11 protein-coding genes are annotated in these 18,296 nt (G+C 38.7%); 9 read left to right on the forward strand and 2 right to left on the reverse strand.

The window, feature by feature from the left end:
• On the forward strand, positions 1–7,426 hold a 7,426-nt coding region (locus ACJMLD_RS06100; protein ID WP_405269255.1), incomplete at its 5' end, for an Ig-like domain repeat protein.
• Between the two features lie 272 nt (positions 7,427–7,698).
• Here ACJMLD_RS06100 and ACJMLD_RS06105 read toward each other — a convergent pair.
• Positions 7,699–10,317 carry a right-handed parallel beta-helix repeat-containing protein gene (locus ACJMLD_RS06105; RefSeq protein WP_405269258.1) on the reverse strand — a complete coding sequence of 873 codons (2,619 nt, stop codon included), beginning with the start codon at positions 10,315–10,317 and terminating at the stop codon, positions 7,699–7,701.
• Positions 10,318–10,515: 198 nt separating this feature from the next.
• Between ACJMLD_RS06105 and ACJMLD_RS06110 the strand changes: the two genes are divergently transcribed.
• From ACJMLD_RS06110 to ACJMLD_RS06125, 4 genes are all read left to right on the forward strand, one after another.
• Complete coding sequence (locus tag ACJMLD_RS06110; RefSeq protein ID WP_405269261.1) at positions 10,516–11,214, forward strand: TIGR00297 family protein; 699 nt, start codon at positions 10,516–10,518, stop codon at positions 11,212–11,214.
• A gap of 101 nt (positions 11,215–11,315) precedes the next feature.
• A complete protein-coding gene (locus tag ACJMLD_RS06115; protein ID WP_405269264.1) occupies positions 11,316–12,554 on the forward strand; it encodes a 2,3-bisphosphoglycerate-independent phosphoglycerate mutase in 1,239 nt (412 codons plus the stop codon).
• Between the two features lie 8 nt (positions 12,555–12,562).
• On the forward strand, positions 12,563–13,900 hold the full coding sequence (glmM, locus tag ACJMLD_RS06120; protein WP_405269267.1) for a phosphoglucosamine mutase: 1,338 nt from the start codon (positions 12,563–12,565) through the stop codon (positions 13,898–13,900).
• Between the two features lie 32 nt (positions 13,901–13,932).
• On the forward strand, positions 13,933–14,142 hold the full coding sequence (locus ACJMLD_RS06125) for a hypothetical protein (protein ID WP_405269270.1): 210 nt from the start codon (positions 13,933–13,935) through the stop codon (positions 14,140–14,142).
• Between the two features lie 222 nt (positions 14,143–14,364).
• Here ACJMLD_RS06125 and ACJMLD_RS06130 read toward each other — a convergent pair whose 3' ends face one another.
• Positions 14,365–14,535 carry a rubredoxin gene (locus ACJMLD_RS06130; RefSeq protein ID WP_405269273.1) on the reverse strand — a complete coding sequence of 57 codons (171 nt, stop codon included), beginning with the start codon at positions 14,533–14,535 and terminating at the stop codon, positions 14,365–14,367.
• A gap of 153 nt (positions 14,536–14,688) precedes the next feature.
• Here ACJMLD_RS06130 and glmU point away from each other — a divergent pair, with 153 nt between their 5' ends.
• The 4 genes from glmU to ACJMLD_RS06150 are packed head-to-tail and all read left to right on the forward strand — an operon-like array spanning position 14,689 to position 18,285.
• Complete coding sequence (gene glmU / locus ACJMLD_RS06135; protein ID WP_405269276.1) at positions 14,689–15,978, forward strand: bifunctional sugar-1-phosphate nucleotidylyltransferase/acetyltransferase; 1,290 nt, start codon at positions 14,689–14,691, stop codon at positions 15,976–15,978.
• 12 nt (positions 15,979–15,990) lie between these two features.
• Complete coding sequence (locus tag ACJMLD_RS06140; protein ID WP_405269278.1) at positions 15,991–16,473, forward strand: gamma carbonic anhydrase family protein; 483 nt, start codon at positions 15,991–15,993, stop codon at positions 16,471–16,473.
• Positions 16,474–16,476: 3 nt separating this feature from the next.
• On the forward strand, positions 16,477–17,577 hold the full coding sequence (hisC, locus tag ACJMLD_RS06145; protein ID WP_405269281.1) for a histidinol-phosphate transaminase: 1,101 nt from the start codon (positions 16,477–16,479) through the stop codon (positions 17,575–17,577).
• Positions 17,578–18,285, forward strand: coding sequence for an anaerobic ribonucleoside-triphosphate reductase activating protein (locus ACJMLD_RS06150; RefSeq protein ID WP_405269284.1), 708 nt, complete (start codon positions 17,578–17,580; stop codon positions 18,283–18,285). It begins immediately after the preceding gene.
• Positions 18,286–18,296: the final 11 nt, after the last annotated feature.

Raw genomic sequence — 18,296 nt, forward strand, 5'->3', positions numbered from 1 at the left:
TGGTATGGAATTCACTAACAGCACTGTTGACGGCAATGCAACATTCTACATACCTGAAATTACTTATGGTAATAAGACTGTTGTTGCAACCTATCCTGGTGATGACAAGTACAGATTCAACTCAACCACAGCTAAATTCACTGTAAACAAACGTGATTCATATGACATAATCGTCAATGTTACTGAATCCATCAATGTTGGAGATGTTGCCCAAGTTAATGTAACACTTCCAGAAAATGCAACCGGACAAGTGGTTGTAAAAGTCGATGGTAAGAATTACACCATTAACTTAACCAATGGTAAAGGATCCGTTGAAATTGAAGGATTGCTTAACGGAACTTACCCTGTAGAAGTGACTTACCTAGGTGATGACCAATACCTTTCAAGAAGCAACAATACTCAAGAGATTAAAGTCAACAAAGTTCCTTCAACAATTATTGTCACTGTCGACGACATTACCGTTGGAGATGTTGCAGCTGTAAATATTACAGTGATTACCAATGCAACAGGTAATGTGACAATTGTCATCGGTGACGAGTATAATAAAACTGTCGGAGTAACTGATGGCTTAATCAGCGTTGTTGTTCCTGGTTTAAGCGTTGGCAATAAAACAGTTAATGTGACCTACAACGGCGATGACAGATTCTTGCCAAATCAAAACTCAACTAACTTCACTGTTGGCAAAACCACTGCAGAAATCGACCTTGTCGTTCAAAATATCACTTACGGTGAAATCGAAACAATAACCGCATTCATTAATGCTACCGGCAATGTCACTATCAAATTAGGTGACGAAACATTAGATACAGCCAATATTGTTGATGGTAAAGTTGAATATGATATTGATAAATTGCCTGCTGGAAATTACACTGTTGAAGTAATCTATAATGGAGATACTAATACCAATACAACCAGTATTAAAGCAAACTTCACTGTTGAAAAAATAGATCCGAAAATCAGAATTGAAGTTGAAGATATAATTTATGGTGATGTTGAAACTATTATTGTACATGTAAACACTCCTGGAAATGTAACCATTAAAGTAAATGGTGACTTATGGTATGATGAAATATCATTAGACGGTCAAACCCATGTATTGAGGGCATCCAGATGGGCAGTGCCAAATACTGATGAAACCACTACTGTAGAAGCCCATAACTTAGAAGTGGGCAAATACATAGTTGAAGTAACTTTCAACGGTAATCAAAACTACACTAAGGCAACTGCAACTGTTGACTTTGATGTATTTAAAGCAAATACAACAGTAAGCATTGATGTTCAACAGACAGTCAAAGTCGGTGAGACCCAAGTGATGAACATTACAATTAACAACACAAATGCTACCGGTAATGTGACCATCAATATTGATGGCGAAAACTACACTGCACCAATTACAAATGGTACCGGTAACTTCACAATACATCCACTTGCCAGTGGAAATCATTCTGTTGTTGTAATCTATGAAGGAGACAAGAACCTTAACGGCAATTGGACTTCTGCAACATTTGAAGTTGAAAAACTTGATATTGCAGTTGATTTGGATGATATTACAGATGATATTTATGTTGGATCTCCTGTCACTTTCACTGCAAGATTAAATGAAACTGTAACCGGTGATGTTGTATTCACAATCAACGGCGCTAATTACACTGTGCATGTTTCAAACGATACTGTTGCTACTTATGAATACACTCCAGTCAATAATGATACTCTAGAGGTTGTTGCTACATTCATGGGCAATGATGAGTATAACACAAATTCAACTTCTAAAAACTTCACAGTTAATAAGGTTCCTATTGAAATTTCAGTTAGTGTTGATGAGCCTATCGCTTATGGAGATGCCGCCCATGTTTCTATCGTGTTAAATGAGACTATTAATGCTATTGTTGAATTAGTCGTTGATGATAAACCTTATTACGTTGCTGTAGTTAACGGTAAAGGCGAATTTAATGTTTCCGGTCTTTCCACCGGAGGTCATGTTGCTAACGTGACATTTGATGGTGATGACAAATACTTAGGAAACAGCTCTTCAACAACATTTACCGTATCTAGAGCGAATATTAATGAAACTGATATTAAAGTCATTGATCAAGGTAATGGTACTGTTGTTGTGGTCGTTCCAAGCAACGCTACAGGCAATGTAACCATTAAAGTTGGAAATAATACTTATAATGGCACTATTAAAGATGGCATAGCTACAATTGACTTAGATAATGAAACTCCTGGAACCCATGACATTGAAGTCATATATTCCGGTGATGGAAATTATGCCCCTGCAAATACTACTGGAACTGCAACAATTCCTAAACTTGCAACTCCAATCGACGTCACTGTTGAAAACATTAAAGTTGGAGACAAGGAAACCATTGTTGTTACTGTTCCGGAAAACGCAACTGGAAACATTACAATTGAAATTAATGGTGTCGAATACAGTGAACCGATTGAAGATGGCATAGCCACATTTGAAATTGAAAACTTGACTGCTGGAAATAAAACAGTGGCTGTTGACTATGTTGGCGATGATAACTACGTAGGAAACCACACTACCGCTAACTTCACAGTATCCAAAGTAACTCCAGAACTCAAATTGAATGTAACTTTAGATGGCGACACTGCAACTATAGATGTCGAAGTACCAGAAGATGCAACAAAACCAGTACTTATTGATGTAAATGGTATAGGATACTATGCAAACATTACCGATGGTAAAGGACGATTGGTACTTGAGGATTTGGCTGCTGGAGACTATAATGTTTTAGCCAGATATCCTGGAGATGACAAATACACAGAATCTGATGTGAAAAATGATTCATTCAAGGTTAGCGGTCTTCCTTCAACCGTATCAGTCAAAGTCGACAACATTACCTATGGCGAAGACGCAGTTGTCGAAGTGACCGTTCCTAGCGATGCTACAGGCAATGTAACAGTTACAATCGATGGCAAACCTTATGAAGCAAATGTATCTGGAGGAAAAGCCGTTGTAATTGTTCCTGACCTTAAGGCAGGCAATTACACAGTTGATGTAACCTATAACGGTGATGACAAATACAAACCTAGCAGCAATTCCACTGACTTAGAAGTATCTCCTGTTCAAACTGATGGCCTCAAGGTGATTGATCAAGGCAACGGCACGGTTGTTGTGGTCGTTCCTGACAATGCTACAGGCAATGTTACAGTTAAGGTTGGAAATAATACTTACACTGCAGAGGTTGTAAACGGCACTGCGGTCATTGATTTAGTGAATGAGACTCCTGGAACCTATGATATTGAAGTGATTTACTCCGGTGATGAAAACCACACTGCGGCGAATACTACTGGAACCGCAACAATTCCTAAACTTGCAACTCCAATCGATATCGCTGTTGAGAACATCAAAGTCGGAGACAAAGAAACAATTGTCGTAACTGTTCCAGACGATGCGAAAGGCAATGTAACAATTGAAATCAACGGTGTAGAATACACTGAAGAGATTAAAGATGGCAAAGCCACATTCGAAATTGAAAACTTGACCTATGGCAATAAGACAGTTTATGTCGACTACATCGGCGATAACAACTACACAGGAAACCACACATCCGCTAACTTCACAGTAGACAAACGCAAATCCAGCGTTAAAGTGGATGTTGAAGCAATCGATGTTGGTGAGGATGCAGTTATTACAGTAACAGTTCCTGAAAACGCAACAGGATATGTAATTGTTGAAATTGATAATCAGACTTATGCAATTAAAGTAAATGACGGAACAGGCTCTGCTACAATCAAAGGATTGGCTAGCGGAGACTATCCAATTAATGTAACTTACTTAGGAGATGACCAATACTTCAATTCAACCAATGCTACAAGCTTGAAAGTATCCAAAGTGCCTTCAAGCATCAACGTGACTGTTGATGACATTACTGTTGGCGAAAATGCAGTAATCAACGTTGAAACTCCTAAGGATTTATGCGGAAATGTAACCGTAAGCATCGATGGCGAAAACTATACTGTCCCTGTTTCAAACGGTAAAGGAACATTGGTTGTTCCGGACCTTGCAGTAGGCGATCACACAGTTGACGTAACATTCGATGGCTGTAAAAAATACGAACCGGCTGAAAACTCAACTACATTCACAGTATCCAAAGCGACTACTGATGAAAGTGATATTAAAGTCATTGATCAAGGCAATGGCACTGTTGTTGTGGTTGTTCCTGACAACGCTACAGGCACAGTTGAGATTAAAGTTGGAGATAATACTTATAATGCCACCGTTGAAAACGGTATGGCTGTTATTGATTTAGTGAATGAGACTCCTGGAACTTATGATATTGAAGTGATTTATTCAGGTGATGAAAACCATACTGTGGCAAATACTACTGGAACTGCAACAATTCCTAAACTTGCAACTCCAATCGATGTCGCTGTTGAGAATATCAAAGTCGGAGACAAGGAAATAATTGTCGTGACTGTTCCAGATGATGCGAAAGGCAATGTAACCATTGAAATTGACGGTGTTAAATACACTGAAGAGATTAAAAACGGCAAAGCCACATTTGAAATTGAAAACTTGACTGCTGGAAATAAAACCGTAGCTGTTGACTACATAGGTGATAACAACTACACAGGCAACCATACTACTGCTAACTTCACTGTATCTAAAGTAACTCCGGAAATCACTGTCAGCGTTTCAGATTCCAAAGTCGGCGATAAAGTAATCATTGAAGTAACCGCACCTGAAGATGTAACAAGACCTGTTCTTGTTGATGTTGGCGGTAAAGGTTACTATGTAAACATTACTGACGGTAAAGGAACATTGGAGCTTGACGACTTGACCAGCGGAGATTATGATGTAACTGCAAGATACCTTGGCGATGACAAATATGGCCCAGCTGATGATACTGACTCATTTAAAGTGGATAAAGTTCCTTCAACAGTCAGTGTTGATGTCGATGACATCACTGTTGGAGATAAGGCAGTAATCACTGTAAACGTTCCTGAAGACGCTACTGGCACTGTAACAGTAACAGTTGATGGAAAAGAGTACAATGTATCTGTTGCTAACGGTAAAGGAACATTAGTAATTCCTAGCCTTAAAGCAGGAAATTACACTGTTGATGCGGTCTATAATGGTGATGACAAATACGAAGGAAGCGATAATTCCAGTGAATTTGAAGTGTCCAAAGTTCAAACCGATGACCTCAAGGTAATCGATCAAGGCAACGGCACTGTTGTCGTTGTTGTTCCTGACAATGCTACAGGCAATGTAACCATTAAAGTCGGTGACAATACTTACTCTGCAGAGGTTGTAAACGGCACTGCAGTCATTGATTTGGATAATGAGACTCCAGGAACCCACGACATTGAAGTGATTTACTCCGGTGATGAAAACCACACTGCAGCAAATACTACTGGAACTGCAACAATTCCTAAAGTTGAAGCTCCGATATCCGTTGATGTTGATGACATTAAAGTTGGAGACACTGCAGAAATTGTTGTAAATGTTCCTGAAGACGCTACTGGTACTGTTACCATTGAAATTGATGGTGTAAAATACACTGAAGAGATTAAGGATGGCAAAGCAACATTCAATGTCAAAGACTTAACCGCCGGAAACAAAACAATTGCTGTAGAATACAGCGGTGATGACAAATATCTTGCAAACCACACAACATCAAAAATCACTGTATCCAAACGTCCTTCAACTGTTGAAGCGACAATCACTGATATTGATGTGGGCGATAATGTAACTATCACTGTCACTGTTCCGGATGACGCAACCGGTCAAGTATTGATTGACATTGATGGTGTTGGATACTATGTTAATGTAACCAACGGTAAAGGCACAGCTGAAATTCCTCGCATGCCTAATGGAGTTTATAATGTAAACCTTACATACACTGGTGATGACAAATACTTGCCAAGCTCAAACACTTCAACATTCAATGTATCTAAAGTGGAATCATTCGTAATTCCTGTTGCAGAAGACATTTATGTTGGAGATGTGGAAGTAATCAAGTTCACAGTTCCTAGCGACGCAACCGGCACTTTAACAGTCATTATTGGCGGTAAGGAATACAACTACGATCTTGATGACGGTACATTGAGTGTGACTGAGGATGATGGTGAAGTATTCACCGTTGCTGTAGCTGAAGGTAAAGGTGAATTGAAAGTCACTGGATTGCCTAAAGGAGACTACACAGTAAGTGTAAAATACAATGGTAATGAAAAATACCTGCCATGTACCAATACAACAACATTCCGCGTTCTTAAACTTGACAGCGATATGGATGTAGTTGACCTTGGCAACGGAAGCGTCATGGTAGTCTTGCCTGAAGATGCAACCGGAAACGTAACAGTTAAAGTTGGAGATAACACCTACACCGCAGAAGTCGTAAACGGCACAGCAATAATAGACTTAACTGATGAAACTCCTGGAAAACATGATATCAGCGTAATATATAGTGGAGATGATTCACACAAAGCTCAACAAGAGGATTCAACTGCAACCATTCCAAAATACGACACTCCAATAAGCGTAGAAGTTGAAGACATAAATGTCGGTGACACAGCCATAGTTACTGTAACTCTTCCAGACACAGCTACTGGCACCGTAACCGTTGAAATCAATGGAAAAGAATACACTGCCACAGTTAAAGACGGAAAAGCAGTATTTGAAATAACTGGCCTGGCAGCTGGAGACAAGACCGTGGCTGTCAAATACTATGGTGATGACAACTATGTTGAGAACTCCACAACTGCCGAATTTACAGTATCCAAAGTACCTTCAACAATAAAAGCTTCCGGCAAAGACATTACAGTCGGCAAATACGAAATCATAACAGTCGATGTCCCAGCTGATGCAACAGGCAGAGTGTTCGTCAAAATTGATGGTGTAGGATATTATGGAGACATTGAAAACGGCAAAGCCAAAATAGTCATTCCAAAACTTCCTAGCGGCAAATACAAAGCAACCGTATGCTATGAAGGTGACGACAAATACTTGCCAAGCGAAACCCCTGTTTCATTCAACGTAGCTAAAGTCAAAACTCCTCTTAAAGCTACAGGAGATGAAATCGAACAAGGCCAAGAAGCAACCGTTGTTGTAAAACTTCCAAGCGATGCTACCGGTACTGTAACAATAACCATAGACGGCAAAAAATACACAACCGAAGTTAAAGACGGAAAAGCAGTATTCGTAATTCCTGGATTGAAAAAAGGAAATTATGATGTAACTGCATCATACTCCGGTGATGAAAAATACGAGGCCAATGATACAATAACAGACGTTGAAGTAACATTCAATGATAATGGTGGGGAAAATGAAGATGCCGAACCTGTCCACGGTGATGGTGTCGACCTAACCAAACACGCTACAGGCAATCCGATACTTGTATTGTTACTGATCTTATTGGCTGTCGGTTCAACTCAAATCAGAAGATTTAGGAAATAATTTTCCTATATTTTTATCTTTTTTTACAAAAATATATCAACAAATGTATATTGTCCAGATACTTTTATTCATTTTCATCACGAACATTAATATAATAAACTTTTCAATCAATAAACTGAATCGAATTTAAGGTACTTCTTATTTAATGAATGATATCTTCAATTATATGATAAGATAATTTGGAGCCATTTTTTCATAGTGTTTAGAGAAAAATTTAATCTCCTGTTTGAATCGAGATTATCGAAAAGAAAAAAAGAAGAGGTTAAAAACCTCTATTTGATTGTTATTTTAATTTTTTTGCTGGATTTCTTATAGGTCTTGTCCCCTGCAAATTTGATCAAAGCATTATATTTGCCTTTTTTAGTTGATTTGATGGTAAATTTGGCGACACCTTTTGCATTAGTTTTTGCAGTATATGTTTTGCCTTTGATTTTGAGGGTTAATTTTTTGCCTTTGCTAAGATATGTTTTGCCATTTTTACTTTTGACAGTTTTAAGGGTTACTTGGATTGATTTCGTTTTCTTATTTGCTTTGAATTTTTTTGCGGAAGCTTTGATTGAAGTTGATTTTTTTGTGACTGTCAATTTGGTCACGGCCAATGGCGCAGCATTGCATTGATTATCGCCTGCAAATGACATGGTATAATAATATGTGCCTGCAGTCGCTAAATTAACTTGTAAGCTAGCTTTTCCCTGCTTATTAGTGATAACTTTATAAACATGTCCGTTCAAAGCTATCTGGACAGTTTTGTTGGATAGAAGATTGCCATCCTCATCCTTTAGAGTAGCATATATGTATTTGCCCCTCTCGCCATCCTTGTAGTCAACTGCCGCTTGAGTAAATGAACTTGCCACCTCAAGTTTTACATCTTTTCTACCGTCGCCAACGGCCAGTCCGCTGAATATGGATTTTGATGCAAAATAATCGTCTCCTGAATATATGACTTCAAGTGAATAAACGCCTTTTGATAGTTTTTCCAATGGGATTTCCACGCCGTTCTTACCAATCACTTTCGTAACGATTTCCACACCATTAATATTGACGCTAACGGTTCCGGTGGCATCCTCATCTAATCTTACATTGATGATTGGCACTTCATTATTTTCATTGATGTTAACCTCCATTTTTGAATCAAGTTTGTTTTTGACGGTTAATGTTTCATTTGCTTGAATGTAATTATATTTAGCAATTATTTCATGTTTTCCAACATTTAATCCGCGAATTGTTGCTTTTCCTTTACCATTTGTAATTTCAGCATAATATTTGCCGTCACCAATGTCAATCAGGCAAATGCCGGTTTGATTGTTTTTTAGATTGATGAGGATTGTCGCGTCCTCTCCTTCAAATATGTCTTCGGCAACAATGGACATTTGGGGCGTACCCATTTTTGAAAGGTCGGAAGTGACAATGACATTATCCACATTGGCAATTATTAAAATGTCTTTGCTTGTCGGCTTAAATGTGGTTTTAAATGAACCGTTGACTAACTTTCCATCGGTTTGGCCTAATGCGCCCCCAACGCTTTCCAGATTCACACTTCTAAGAGGTATCAAACTTATCTTGTCTTTGTTTTCAGTTCCGTTCCAGCATAGATTAACATATACATTGACATCATCTCCAATTTCGATATTCTCGGAATCGGAAGATATTTTCAGCTCGGCAAAGGTTTTGACGCCTGCAGATGATGGAAGATTTTCAATCAATGATTTAATGTCAGTATTGTTGACAGCCCACCAGTTATAATTTAGGTTCACGCTTTGTGAAGCGGAATAGATGCTGGTGTCTATTGTACAGTAGTTAAGAGTTGCATCAACGCTTTCAAAGTAAATTGATTGGCCGTCAACGGTTTTTATTCCATCTGCTGTATTATTTATAAATTGGCAATAGAAAATGTTCATGCTTCCGCTAGCTCTGTTTAATGAAAGCGCTCCTCCATGAGCACCATAACCTGAAGCGTCGTAGACTTTATTGTTTTTGAAAGTGGAATTGTATAATTCTAATCCGCAGTCCCATGTATAAATTGCTCCGCCGTATGATCCTCCGCTCAGGTGGTAGGCTGCAATGTTGCCTGTAAAGTTGCAATTGTCTATAAATGTGTGGCTGCGGTCTTGTGTTGCGATAGCTCCACCATTTCTTAAAACTTTATTTTCTATGAAATTTGTATTGTAAACATAAAGGGTGCCTGTGTTGGATATTGCTCCGCCATCAGCAGAATTCTTACGAAAACCTGATGAATTGGTCACGTTTGCAATGTTGTTCCTGAAGGTACAATTATTTAAGGTCAGATGTCCCGCGTTATCGATTGCTCCGCCATTTCCTTTGTTGATGCCAAGAATGTCATTGTTTTCAAATAGGCAGTTGGTAAATTTCAATGTGCCTCCGCTATTGGAAAATGCTCCTCCAAATGTTTCATTGCCTGTTTTATGATGGTTGATGAATGAAATGTTTTCAAAGGAGTAAGCGCCTTTATTTACAATGGCAAATGTGTTTTTATTATTTCCATCAATTATGGCGTTTTCAACACCTATGAATGTGATTTCAGTCGGGGTGCCGTTTAGGGTAATATTTGAATTTCCATCGTCGCTGAATTTACCATTCAGATAAATGGTTCCGCCGTCATTAACTAAACTCAACCCTTCTGAAATTGTCCCTACTGGATTGTCTGGATTGCCTGTGCCATTGTTGGTTCCTGTTGATGCATCAACATAAACCACATCAATTTTTTGTGTTGTCTCTTCTAAAACGACATTATCCGTTTCAGATAATGTTAAAATCTCCGGGTCTTGTTCAACAGTATTATTTTCACTTGCAAATGATGCAGGTACGATAAGCAATATGGATATTATTGCGAATAATACTATTAATCTTCTTGTAAGTCTATTTGAAATCATAAAAATCCTCATTTATTTAAATTGAAATCTTTGAATTGCATAATGCTACAAATCGTTTTATGATGTTATATTTCATTAATTAAAGATATAAATATTATTAAAATTCATGTGGGTTTATATTGAAATTGTTTAAGAATGGGTAAGTCTTTTATATAATTTTAAACAAAGCATTAACTAAGATTATTATTAGTGGTAGCTATGGTTCATGCAGTAATGATTAATTGGGTATATGTAATCCTTCTGTTTATTTTAGGATTCATTACATATTACAGGAAATCCCTGGATCTGTTTGGCTCAGCAGTCATGATTATCATGGGGGTAGTTATTATATTCTCGGCGGGAGCCAACTGGCTAATTCTTATTGTCCTGTTTTTAGTCATGTCCCTGCTTGCAACAAGATACTCTAAAAAATACAAAAGGTCTCTCGGCCAGTTCGAAGGCAGGAGAACCTCAAAAAATGTTATTTCAAATGGTGTTGTCGCCTGTTTCATGGCCGCATTTGGAGGATATTACTTGCCATTTGTCGGGGGATTCATTGGAGCCATTGCAACTGCAACTTCCGATACCTTGGCTTCTGAAATTGGGGTATTGGATCAAAATCCGCGTTTGATAACAACTTTGCAGAAGGTGGATCCGGGTACAAATGGTGCGGTTTCAACTTTAGGTACCGCGATAGGCATTTTCGGTGCAGCCATCATTGGTGTTGCAGCATACTTCTTAGGGATTTTGTCAAATCCATTAATTGCCATTACCGTTTCAATCATCTCAGGAACAGTTGGTTGTTTCATGGATAGTATATTGGGAGCCCTATTTGAAAACAGGGGATTAATAACCAACGAGCATGTTAATTTGATGGCAACAATTGTCGGTGCTATCGTCGGAATTTTATTGCTTTAATCTTTTTTTTTAATTTCATTTTAAAATTTAAACGGGCTTTTAAACAAATTATTTTAACTATTAAAGATAAAAATTATATTATTATAATTTAGGTGATATTTATGAAAGGAATTATTTTAATTATGGATGGTATGGGTGACCGTCCAATTAAAGAATTAGGAAATAAAACTCCTTTGGAAGCTGCAAACACTCCATATATGGATAAGATGGCTGAAGAAGGAATTACTGGCATTATGGATTCAATAGCTCCAGGAATTATTCCGGGAAGTGACACAGCACACCTGTCCATTTTAGGTTATAATCCATTTGAGGTCTATACCGGAAGGGGTCCGTTTGAAGCAAACGGCGTTGGACTGGAAGTGCTTCCGGGAGACATTGCATTCAGATGCAACTTCTCAACTGCAGATGAGGATTTGATTGTAACAGACAGGCGTGCAGGAAGAATCAAAGAGGGCACTAAAGAAATAGTCGACGTATTGAATACCATGGTTCTGGAAGATTATCCTGAAATCAAAGTGATTTTCAAGGAATCAACCGGCCACAGGGCAGTTCTGGTCTTAAGGGGAGAAGGACTCTCTGATAAGGTAAGCGATGCTGACCCTAAAGTGGAAGGTAACAAGCCTAAAGAGGTTAAGGCATTGGATGACACCCTGGAAGCTGAAAAAACTGCCGACATATTGAACAAAGTTGTTGTAAAAACTTATGAAATGATTAAAGATCACCCTGTAAACTTAAAAAGAATAGAGGAAGGCAAACCTCCAGCAAATATAGTCATTCCACGTGGTGCAGGAGAAGTGCCTGTTGTTGAATCATTAAATGAGAAATATGAAGTAAATTCAGCATGCATTGCCGAAACAGGACTTATCATGGGTATTGGAAGGTTTGCAGGAATGGACATTATTGAAATGGAAGAGGTAACCGGCGGAATCGATACCAATTTGGACAACATTCGTGATACCATAATCGACCAAGTCAAAAATTCAGACCACGACTTTTTCCTGATAAACATTGACGGTGCCGACGAAGCGGGCCATGACGGTCAGGCAATGGATAAAAAGGAATTCATCGAAAAGGTTGATAGGGTAGTGATGAGCGAACTGATAAAACTTGAGGATGTCTACATTTACCTTACAGCCGACCACTCAACTCCGATTTCCGTCATGAACCATTCAGGCGACCCTGTGCCTGTTGTAATCAGAGGCCCTGAAGTGAGAGTGGATGACGTTAAGGAATTCTCCGAACGCGCTTGCGCTAAAGGGGGTCTTAACAGAATCAGGGGCGCGGATGTAATGAACATCATGATGGACTTGATGAATTATGCTCATAAATTCGGGGCATAGGTGTTAGTATGGTAGCCAAAAAACTATTTGGAACATCCGGAATCAGAGGATTGATAGGCTCTGAAGTCACATGCGAACTTGCATTGAATGTCGCAAAGTCATTGGCATATTACCTGGGAAATGAAGGTACTGTTGTACTGGGTTATGATACAAGAACAACTAATGAAATGCTTGACCAGGCCATTTGTGCAGGATTGCTTGAAAGCGGAGTCGATGTAGTAAAGATTGGTATGGTTCCAACACCATTAGTTGGCTATGCTACCGAAAAACTTGATGCCGATGCAGGAATAATGCTGACTGCATCCCACAATCCTTCCCCCTATAATGGAATCAAGCTATGGAATAAAAATGGGATGGCATACACCTCAGCTCAGGAATCAAAGATTGAAGAGATTTATACAAATAAGGATTACATTTCAGTATCATGGGATAAAATCGGCAAGTTAAGCGTTAATGAAGAAATCAAAGGCCAATATATTGATGATTTGGTTGATATGGTTGACATTAAAAAAGGCCTGAAAGTAGTGATTGACTGTGCATCCGGTGCAGGAAGCGAAATATCACCTTTAGTATTTAGAAAAGCGGGATGCGAAGTCACAACACTCAATTCACAGCCTGACGGATTTTTCCCTGGAAGGAACCCTGAACCCAACGCCGAAAACCTGCAGACATTAATGAAGACTGTCGTAGCTATTGGGGCAGACCTCGGAATAGCGCATGATGGTGATGCGGACAGGATGATTACGGTTGATGAAATGGGCAATGTTTCCCCATTCGACTCTCTTTTGGCACTGATTTCAAAGGAATTCGAAGGTGATATCGTAACGACCGTTGATGCAGGATTATGTATGGACGAATCCGTAAAAGGCGAGGTTCTAAGGACCAAAGTCGGAGATGTTAATGTTGCCGAAGTGATCATTGAAAAGGACGCCGCTTTCGGTGGGGAGCCTTCAGGAACCTGGCTGCATCCGGACTTCTGCATGTGTCCTGATGGAATCTTGTCAGGTCTGAGAATGGCGGAGATTGTTTCAAGGGATGGCAAATTGTCCGACTTGTTGGCCCAAATTCCATCATATCCGAACATACGTGAAAAGATAACCTGTTCCAAAGAGGCCAAAATCAAAGTCATGGAAAATATGGAAGAGTTGCTTACGGACGCATTCGATGATATTCGTGATGTCAATTCCATTGATGGAGTAAGATTGACATTTGAGGACGACAGCTGGGTATTGGTAAGGCCTTCCGGAACTGAAGACTACATCAGGATTACTTTAGAGTCCCGTGATGAAGCCAGAGCGGAATCCATTAAGGAGACTTGTGTAAATATAATTAACGAAAACCTATAGAAGATTAAATTAAAGAATGGAGTAGGATCATAATGGGAAACATTGGTGCGGCGGTATTGTCATTTATTATTCCGGGATTTGGCCATTTTGCAATCAGGCAACCAATAAAAGGCATACTGCTTTTCATATTCTGGGTTCTGGTCATTCTGATGCTGTTGTATTTGCTGGGCATCAGGGGAGCATGTATCGGAGGTTTCTTTTACGCTCTTGCGAGTGCTTATGACGCTTTCATTTCCAGCTGATGATCTTTGCGTTGATTGGTCTAATAAACAACTAAAATTAATAACATTAATAATATGCACAGTTCTTTTTACTTTTTTGCTGTATTATTAATGAATCTTATTTTCTTTTCAGGATTCCATCATGGAAATGAATGGTAATGATGCCAAACATCATTTAGAATATATGGAAAAAATGCGAGTAAAAAAAAGTTTATTATAAAAAAAGAGAAAAATAGAAGAAGATTATTTTTCTTCTTCTGCAATGAATGCTTCAACACCTAAGGCTGCACATTCTGGGCATACCCAATCATCTGGCATATCTGCAGGAGTTGCTCCAGCAGGAATGTTGTATGCTGGGTCACCTTTTTCAGAATCAAATTTGTATTCACAATGTAAACAAACATAGATAGTCATTTTATTAATCTCCTTTTTTGTTTTATCAGCAAAGCTAATATGGTTGTAGTATATTTTAACTATTATTTATAATTAGTTATTTGTTATTGGAAAAATTAATTTATAAGAAGAGATAAAAACATATAATATTATAAGATAATTTTCTAGGGGATAGTGAAAATGAAAGCGATTATTTTAAGCGCCGGTGAAGGGTCACGGATGAGGCCATTAACACTTACAAAGCCAAAGACCATGTTGCCGGTTGCCGGAAAGCCAATCATGCAGTATAATATCGAATCATTGAGGAATAACGGTATTAAGGATATTCTATTGATAGTTCGTTATAAGGAAGAAATGGTTCGTGATTATTTTGGTGACGGCAGTAAATTCGGTGTCAATATCTCATATAAAACACAAAAAGACTTTTTAGGAACTGCTAACGCTATCTCATATGGTAGTGAGTTTATTGAAGATAGCATCATTGTTTTAAATGGGGATATTATATTGGATGAGGAAATCATCAGCGAACTAATTAAGAAATACAATTATCTGAAGCCCGATACATTGATGCTTCTGACAGAAGTTGAGGACCCGTCCGCATTTGGCGTTGTGGAAATTGAAGACGGAAACATTAAAAGCATTGTGGAAAAGCCTAAAAAGGAAGAGGCTCCAAGCAATCTGGTCAATGCAGGAATTTACGTTTTCAACAAAGACATTTTTGATAAGATAAACAGAACTGGACTCTCACAGAGGGGTGAGTATGAAATTACCGATTCAGTAACTATGCAGATTGAGGAAGGCAAAACCGTAATCGGACATAAAACCAATAAGGATTGGATTGATGTTGGCCGCCCATGGGAGTTGCTTGAAGTTAATGAAGAGCTGATCGGCCATCTTAAGACAGAAATCAAAGGCAGAGTTGAAGATGGAGCCCATATTCACGGCGAACTGTTTTTGGATGAAGGTAGCATCATTCGTGCAGGAGTATACATTGAAGGAAACGTTTACATAGGCAAGGACTGTGATGTCGGTCCCAACTCATACATTCGTGGAAATTCCTACTTTGGCGACAATGTCCATATCGGAAACGCTGTTGAAATTAAAAACTCAATCATCATGGAAAATACCAATGTTAGCCATTTGAGTTATGTTGGGGACTCAGTGATAGGTTCCAACTGCAACATTGCTGCAGGAACCAACATTGCTAACCTACGTTTTGACAATAAATCAGTCAAAACCAAAATCAAAAATCAAATGATTGATAGTGGAAGGCGTAAATTCGGTTCAATCATTGGGGATTCAGTCAAAACAGGAATCAACTCCAGTTTCTCTCCAGGAGTAAAGGTGGGCCATAATTCCACTATAGGTTCAGGGGTTTTGCTGTATGATGATGTACCCTCCGATACAAGAGTATTGGTAAAACAAGATCATATTATCCAAAAGAAAAAAGCGAAAAAAGAATAAATTGGCGATATTATGGAAAATATTGAAGACTCTATTGTAATATGCCCTGGTGCGCAAGTATTTGGCGATGTTGAACTTGGCGAAAATGTCTCTATATGGCACGGTGCCGTAATAAGGGGAGACACAGATTCAATCACTATCGGAAACAATTCCAATGTTCAGGACAATTGTGTTGTCCATTGCACTCGAGGATTCCCTGTTGTGATTGGAGATAACGTTTCCATCGGCCATGGTGCCGTCGTTCATGGCTGCATATTGGATGATAATGTTTTGATTGGAATGAATGCGACAGTCTTGAATGGAGCGCACATTTCCAAAAATTCCATTGTCGGTGCAGGTGCAGTTGTAAGCGAAGGAAAGGAATTCCCTGAAGGCAGTTTGATTTTAGGTGTTCCAGCCAAGGCGGTTAAGCAGCTTACTCCAGAACAGGTACAGCTTATTCAAAATAACGCAGACAATTATGTTAAACTTTCCAAACAGTATAAGGAAGATTAAATTATGAAGGCAAGAAAAATCGTAGATGAAATGGATTCATACGTTCCGGGCAGGTCTCAGGATGAGATTGCTCAGGATTTCAACTTAAAGAAAGAGGATATTATCAAATTAGGTTCAAATGAAAATCCGTGGGGGCCATCCCCAAAGGCCATGGAAGCCATTAAGGACGAAATAAAATCCATAAACAGATATCCCGAATCCCAATTGCATGAACTTGTAGCGGAAATTGCCAGCTATTCTGGCGTTGAGGATTCACAAGTGATTATCGGTGGCGATGGGGCTGACGAAGTCATTGATGTTTTAGCAAAGACTTTCATTGACGAGGGCGATGAATTCATTGTCCCTTTACCGTCCTACATGTATTATGAATATCTATTAAAGCAGTATGGAGCAAATCCGGTTTATGCAAGATGGGACCTTGAAGAGAACAAATTGGATGTCGAATCAATTTTTGAAGCAATCAGCGATAAGACAAAAATGATGTTCCTGTGCAGTCCGAACAATCCTACCGGAACATTAATCGATAAGGAAGTGCTTATTGAAATCGCTTCTAAAAATCCGAATGTTCTGATTGTTGTTGATGAAGCCTACTTTGAATATTCCGAAGTCACAAACAAAGATCTAATCAATGATTTTGACAATATTTTCATTATCCGCACAATGTCAAAGGTGCTGGGCCTTGCAGGCATGAGAATAGGCTATGGTCTTGCATGTGAAGAGATAATCGAATACATGCACAGGATTAAGCCGGTATTCTCCCTTACAAGACTGTCTTTCGTAGCAGCTCTCAATACTTTCAGAGATAAGGCCTACATTGAAGAATCCATCAAAAAAGGAATTGAATCAAGACAATATTTATATGACGAAGTGTCAAAAATTGAAGGATTGAATGTATTCCCATCAAAATCCAATTTCATGCTGATTAATGTAAAGGATACTGGATTTACAGCTAGTGAATTGGCTTTGGAGCTCATGAAAAAAGGAATCATTGTAAGGGATTGCACTTCATTTAAAGGATTGGATGAGTATTGGATTAGAATCAGTATTTGTACTCTTGATGAAGATAGGAAATTCATTGAAATATTAAAAGAGGTTTTAAGCTAAATGTATATTGGTGGAACTGTAATATCATCTGTTGAATTTCATGGGAATATGTCTTTGGTCATTTTCATGTCCAAATGCCCATTGGCTTGCAGGTATTGCCATAACGTCGAACTTTTGGAGGACAATACCGAATGGTCATTTGAAAAGGTAAAGGAGGAAATCGATTCTTCTGCCGACTTTTTGGATGCCGTTGTAATTTCAGGCGGAGAGCCGCTGGTGCAGGCTGATGCAGTGATAGAGATATTGACTTATGTCCGCCAGATAGGTTTAAAGACAAAATTGGATACAAGCGGAATTTATCCGGACCGCCTTAAAAAAATATTGGATTTGGATTTATTGGATTTTGTCTCTCTTGATGTTAAAACAACATTTTCCAAGTATAAAAAGATTACAGGAGCCAATGTCGGCTTCCAAGTAAAAAAGTCCATGGATTTGATAAATGATGCTGGAGTTCATCTGGAAGCCAGGACAACTTATGTTCCAACGTTACAAACAAAGAAAGATATAATCAATCTTGTCGATGAAATTAAAGCTGACATCTATACGATTCAACAGTTCAGAAATAAGAATGTTCTAGATCCTGCTTTGGAAAAGGTGGAGGTTCCAAATCCTCATGACCTGGAAAAGTTGGCTAGGGAAATCAAGCCATATTTCGATGGTGTAGTCAAAGTCAAGTCAGCGGAATTCGGGGAAAGAATAATAGAATAGGAGTGTCTTAA

Source organism: Methanobrevibacter sp. (genome assembly GCF_045112895.1).
Classification (GTDB): domain Archaea; phylum Methanobacteriota; class Methanobacteria; order Methanobacteriales; family Methanobacteriaceae; genus Methanocatella.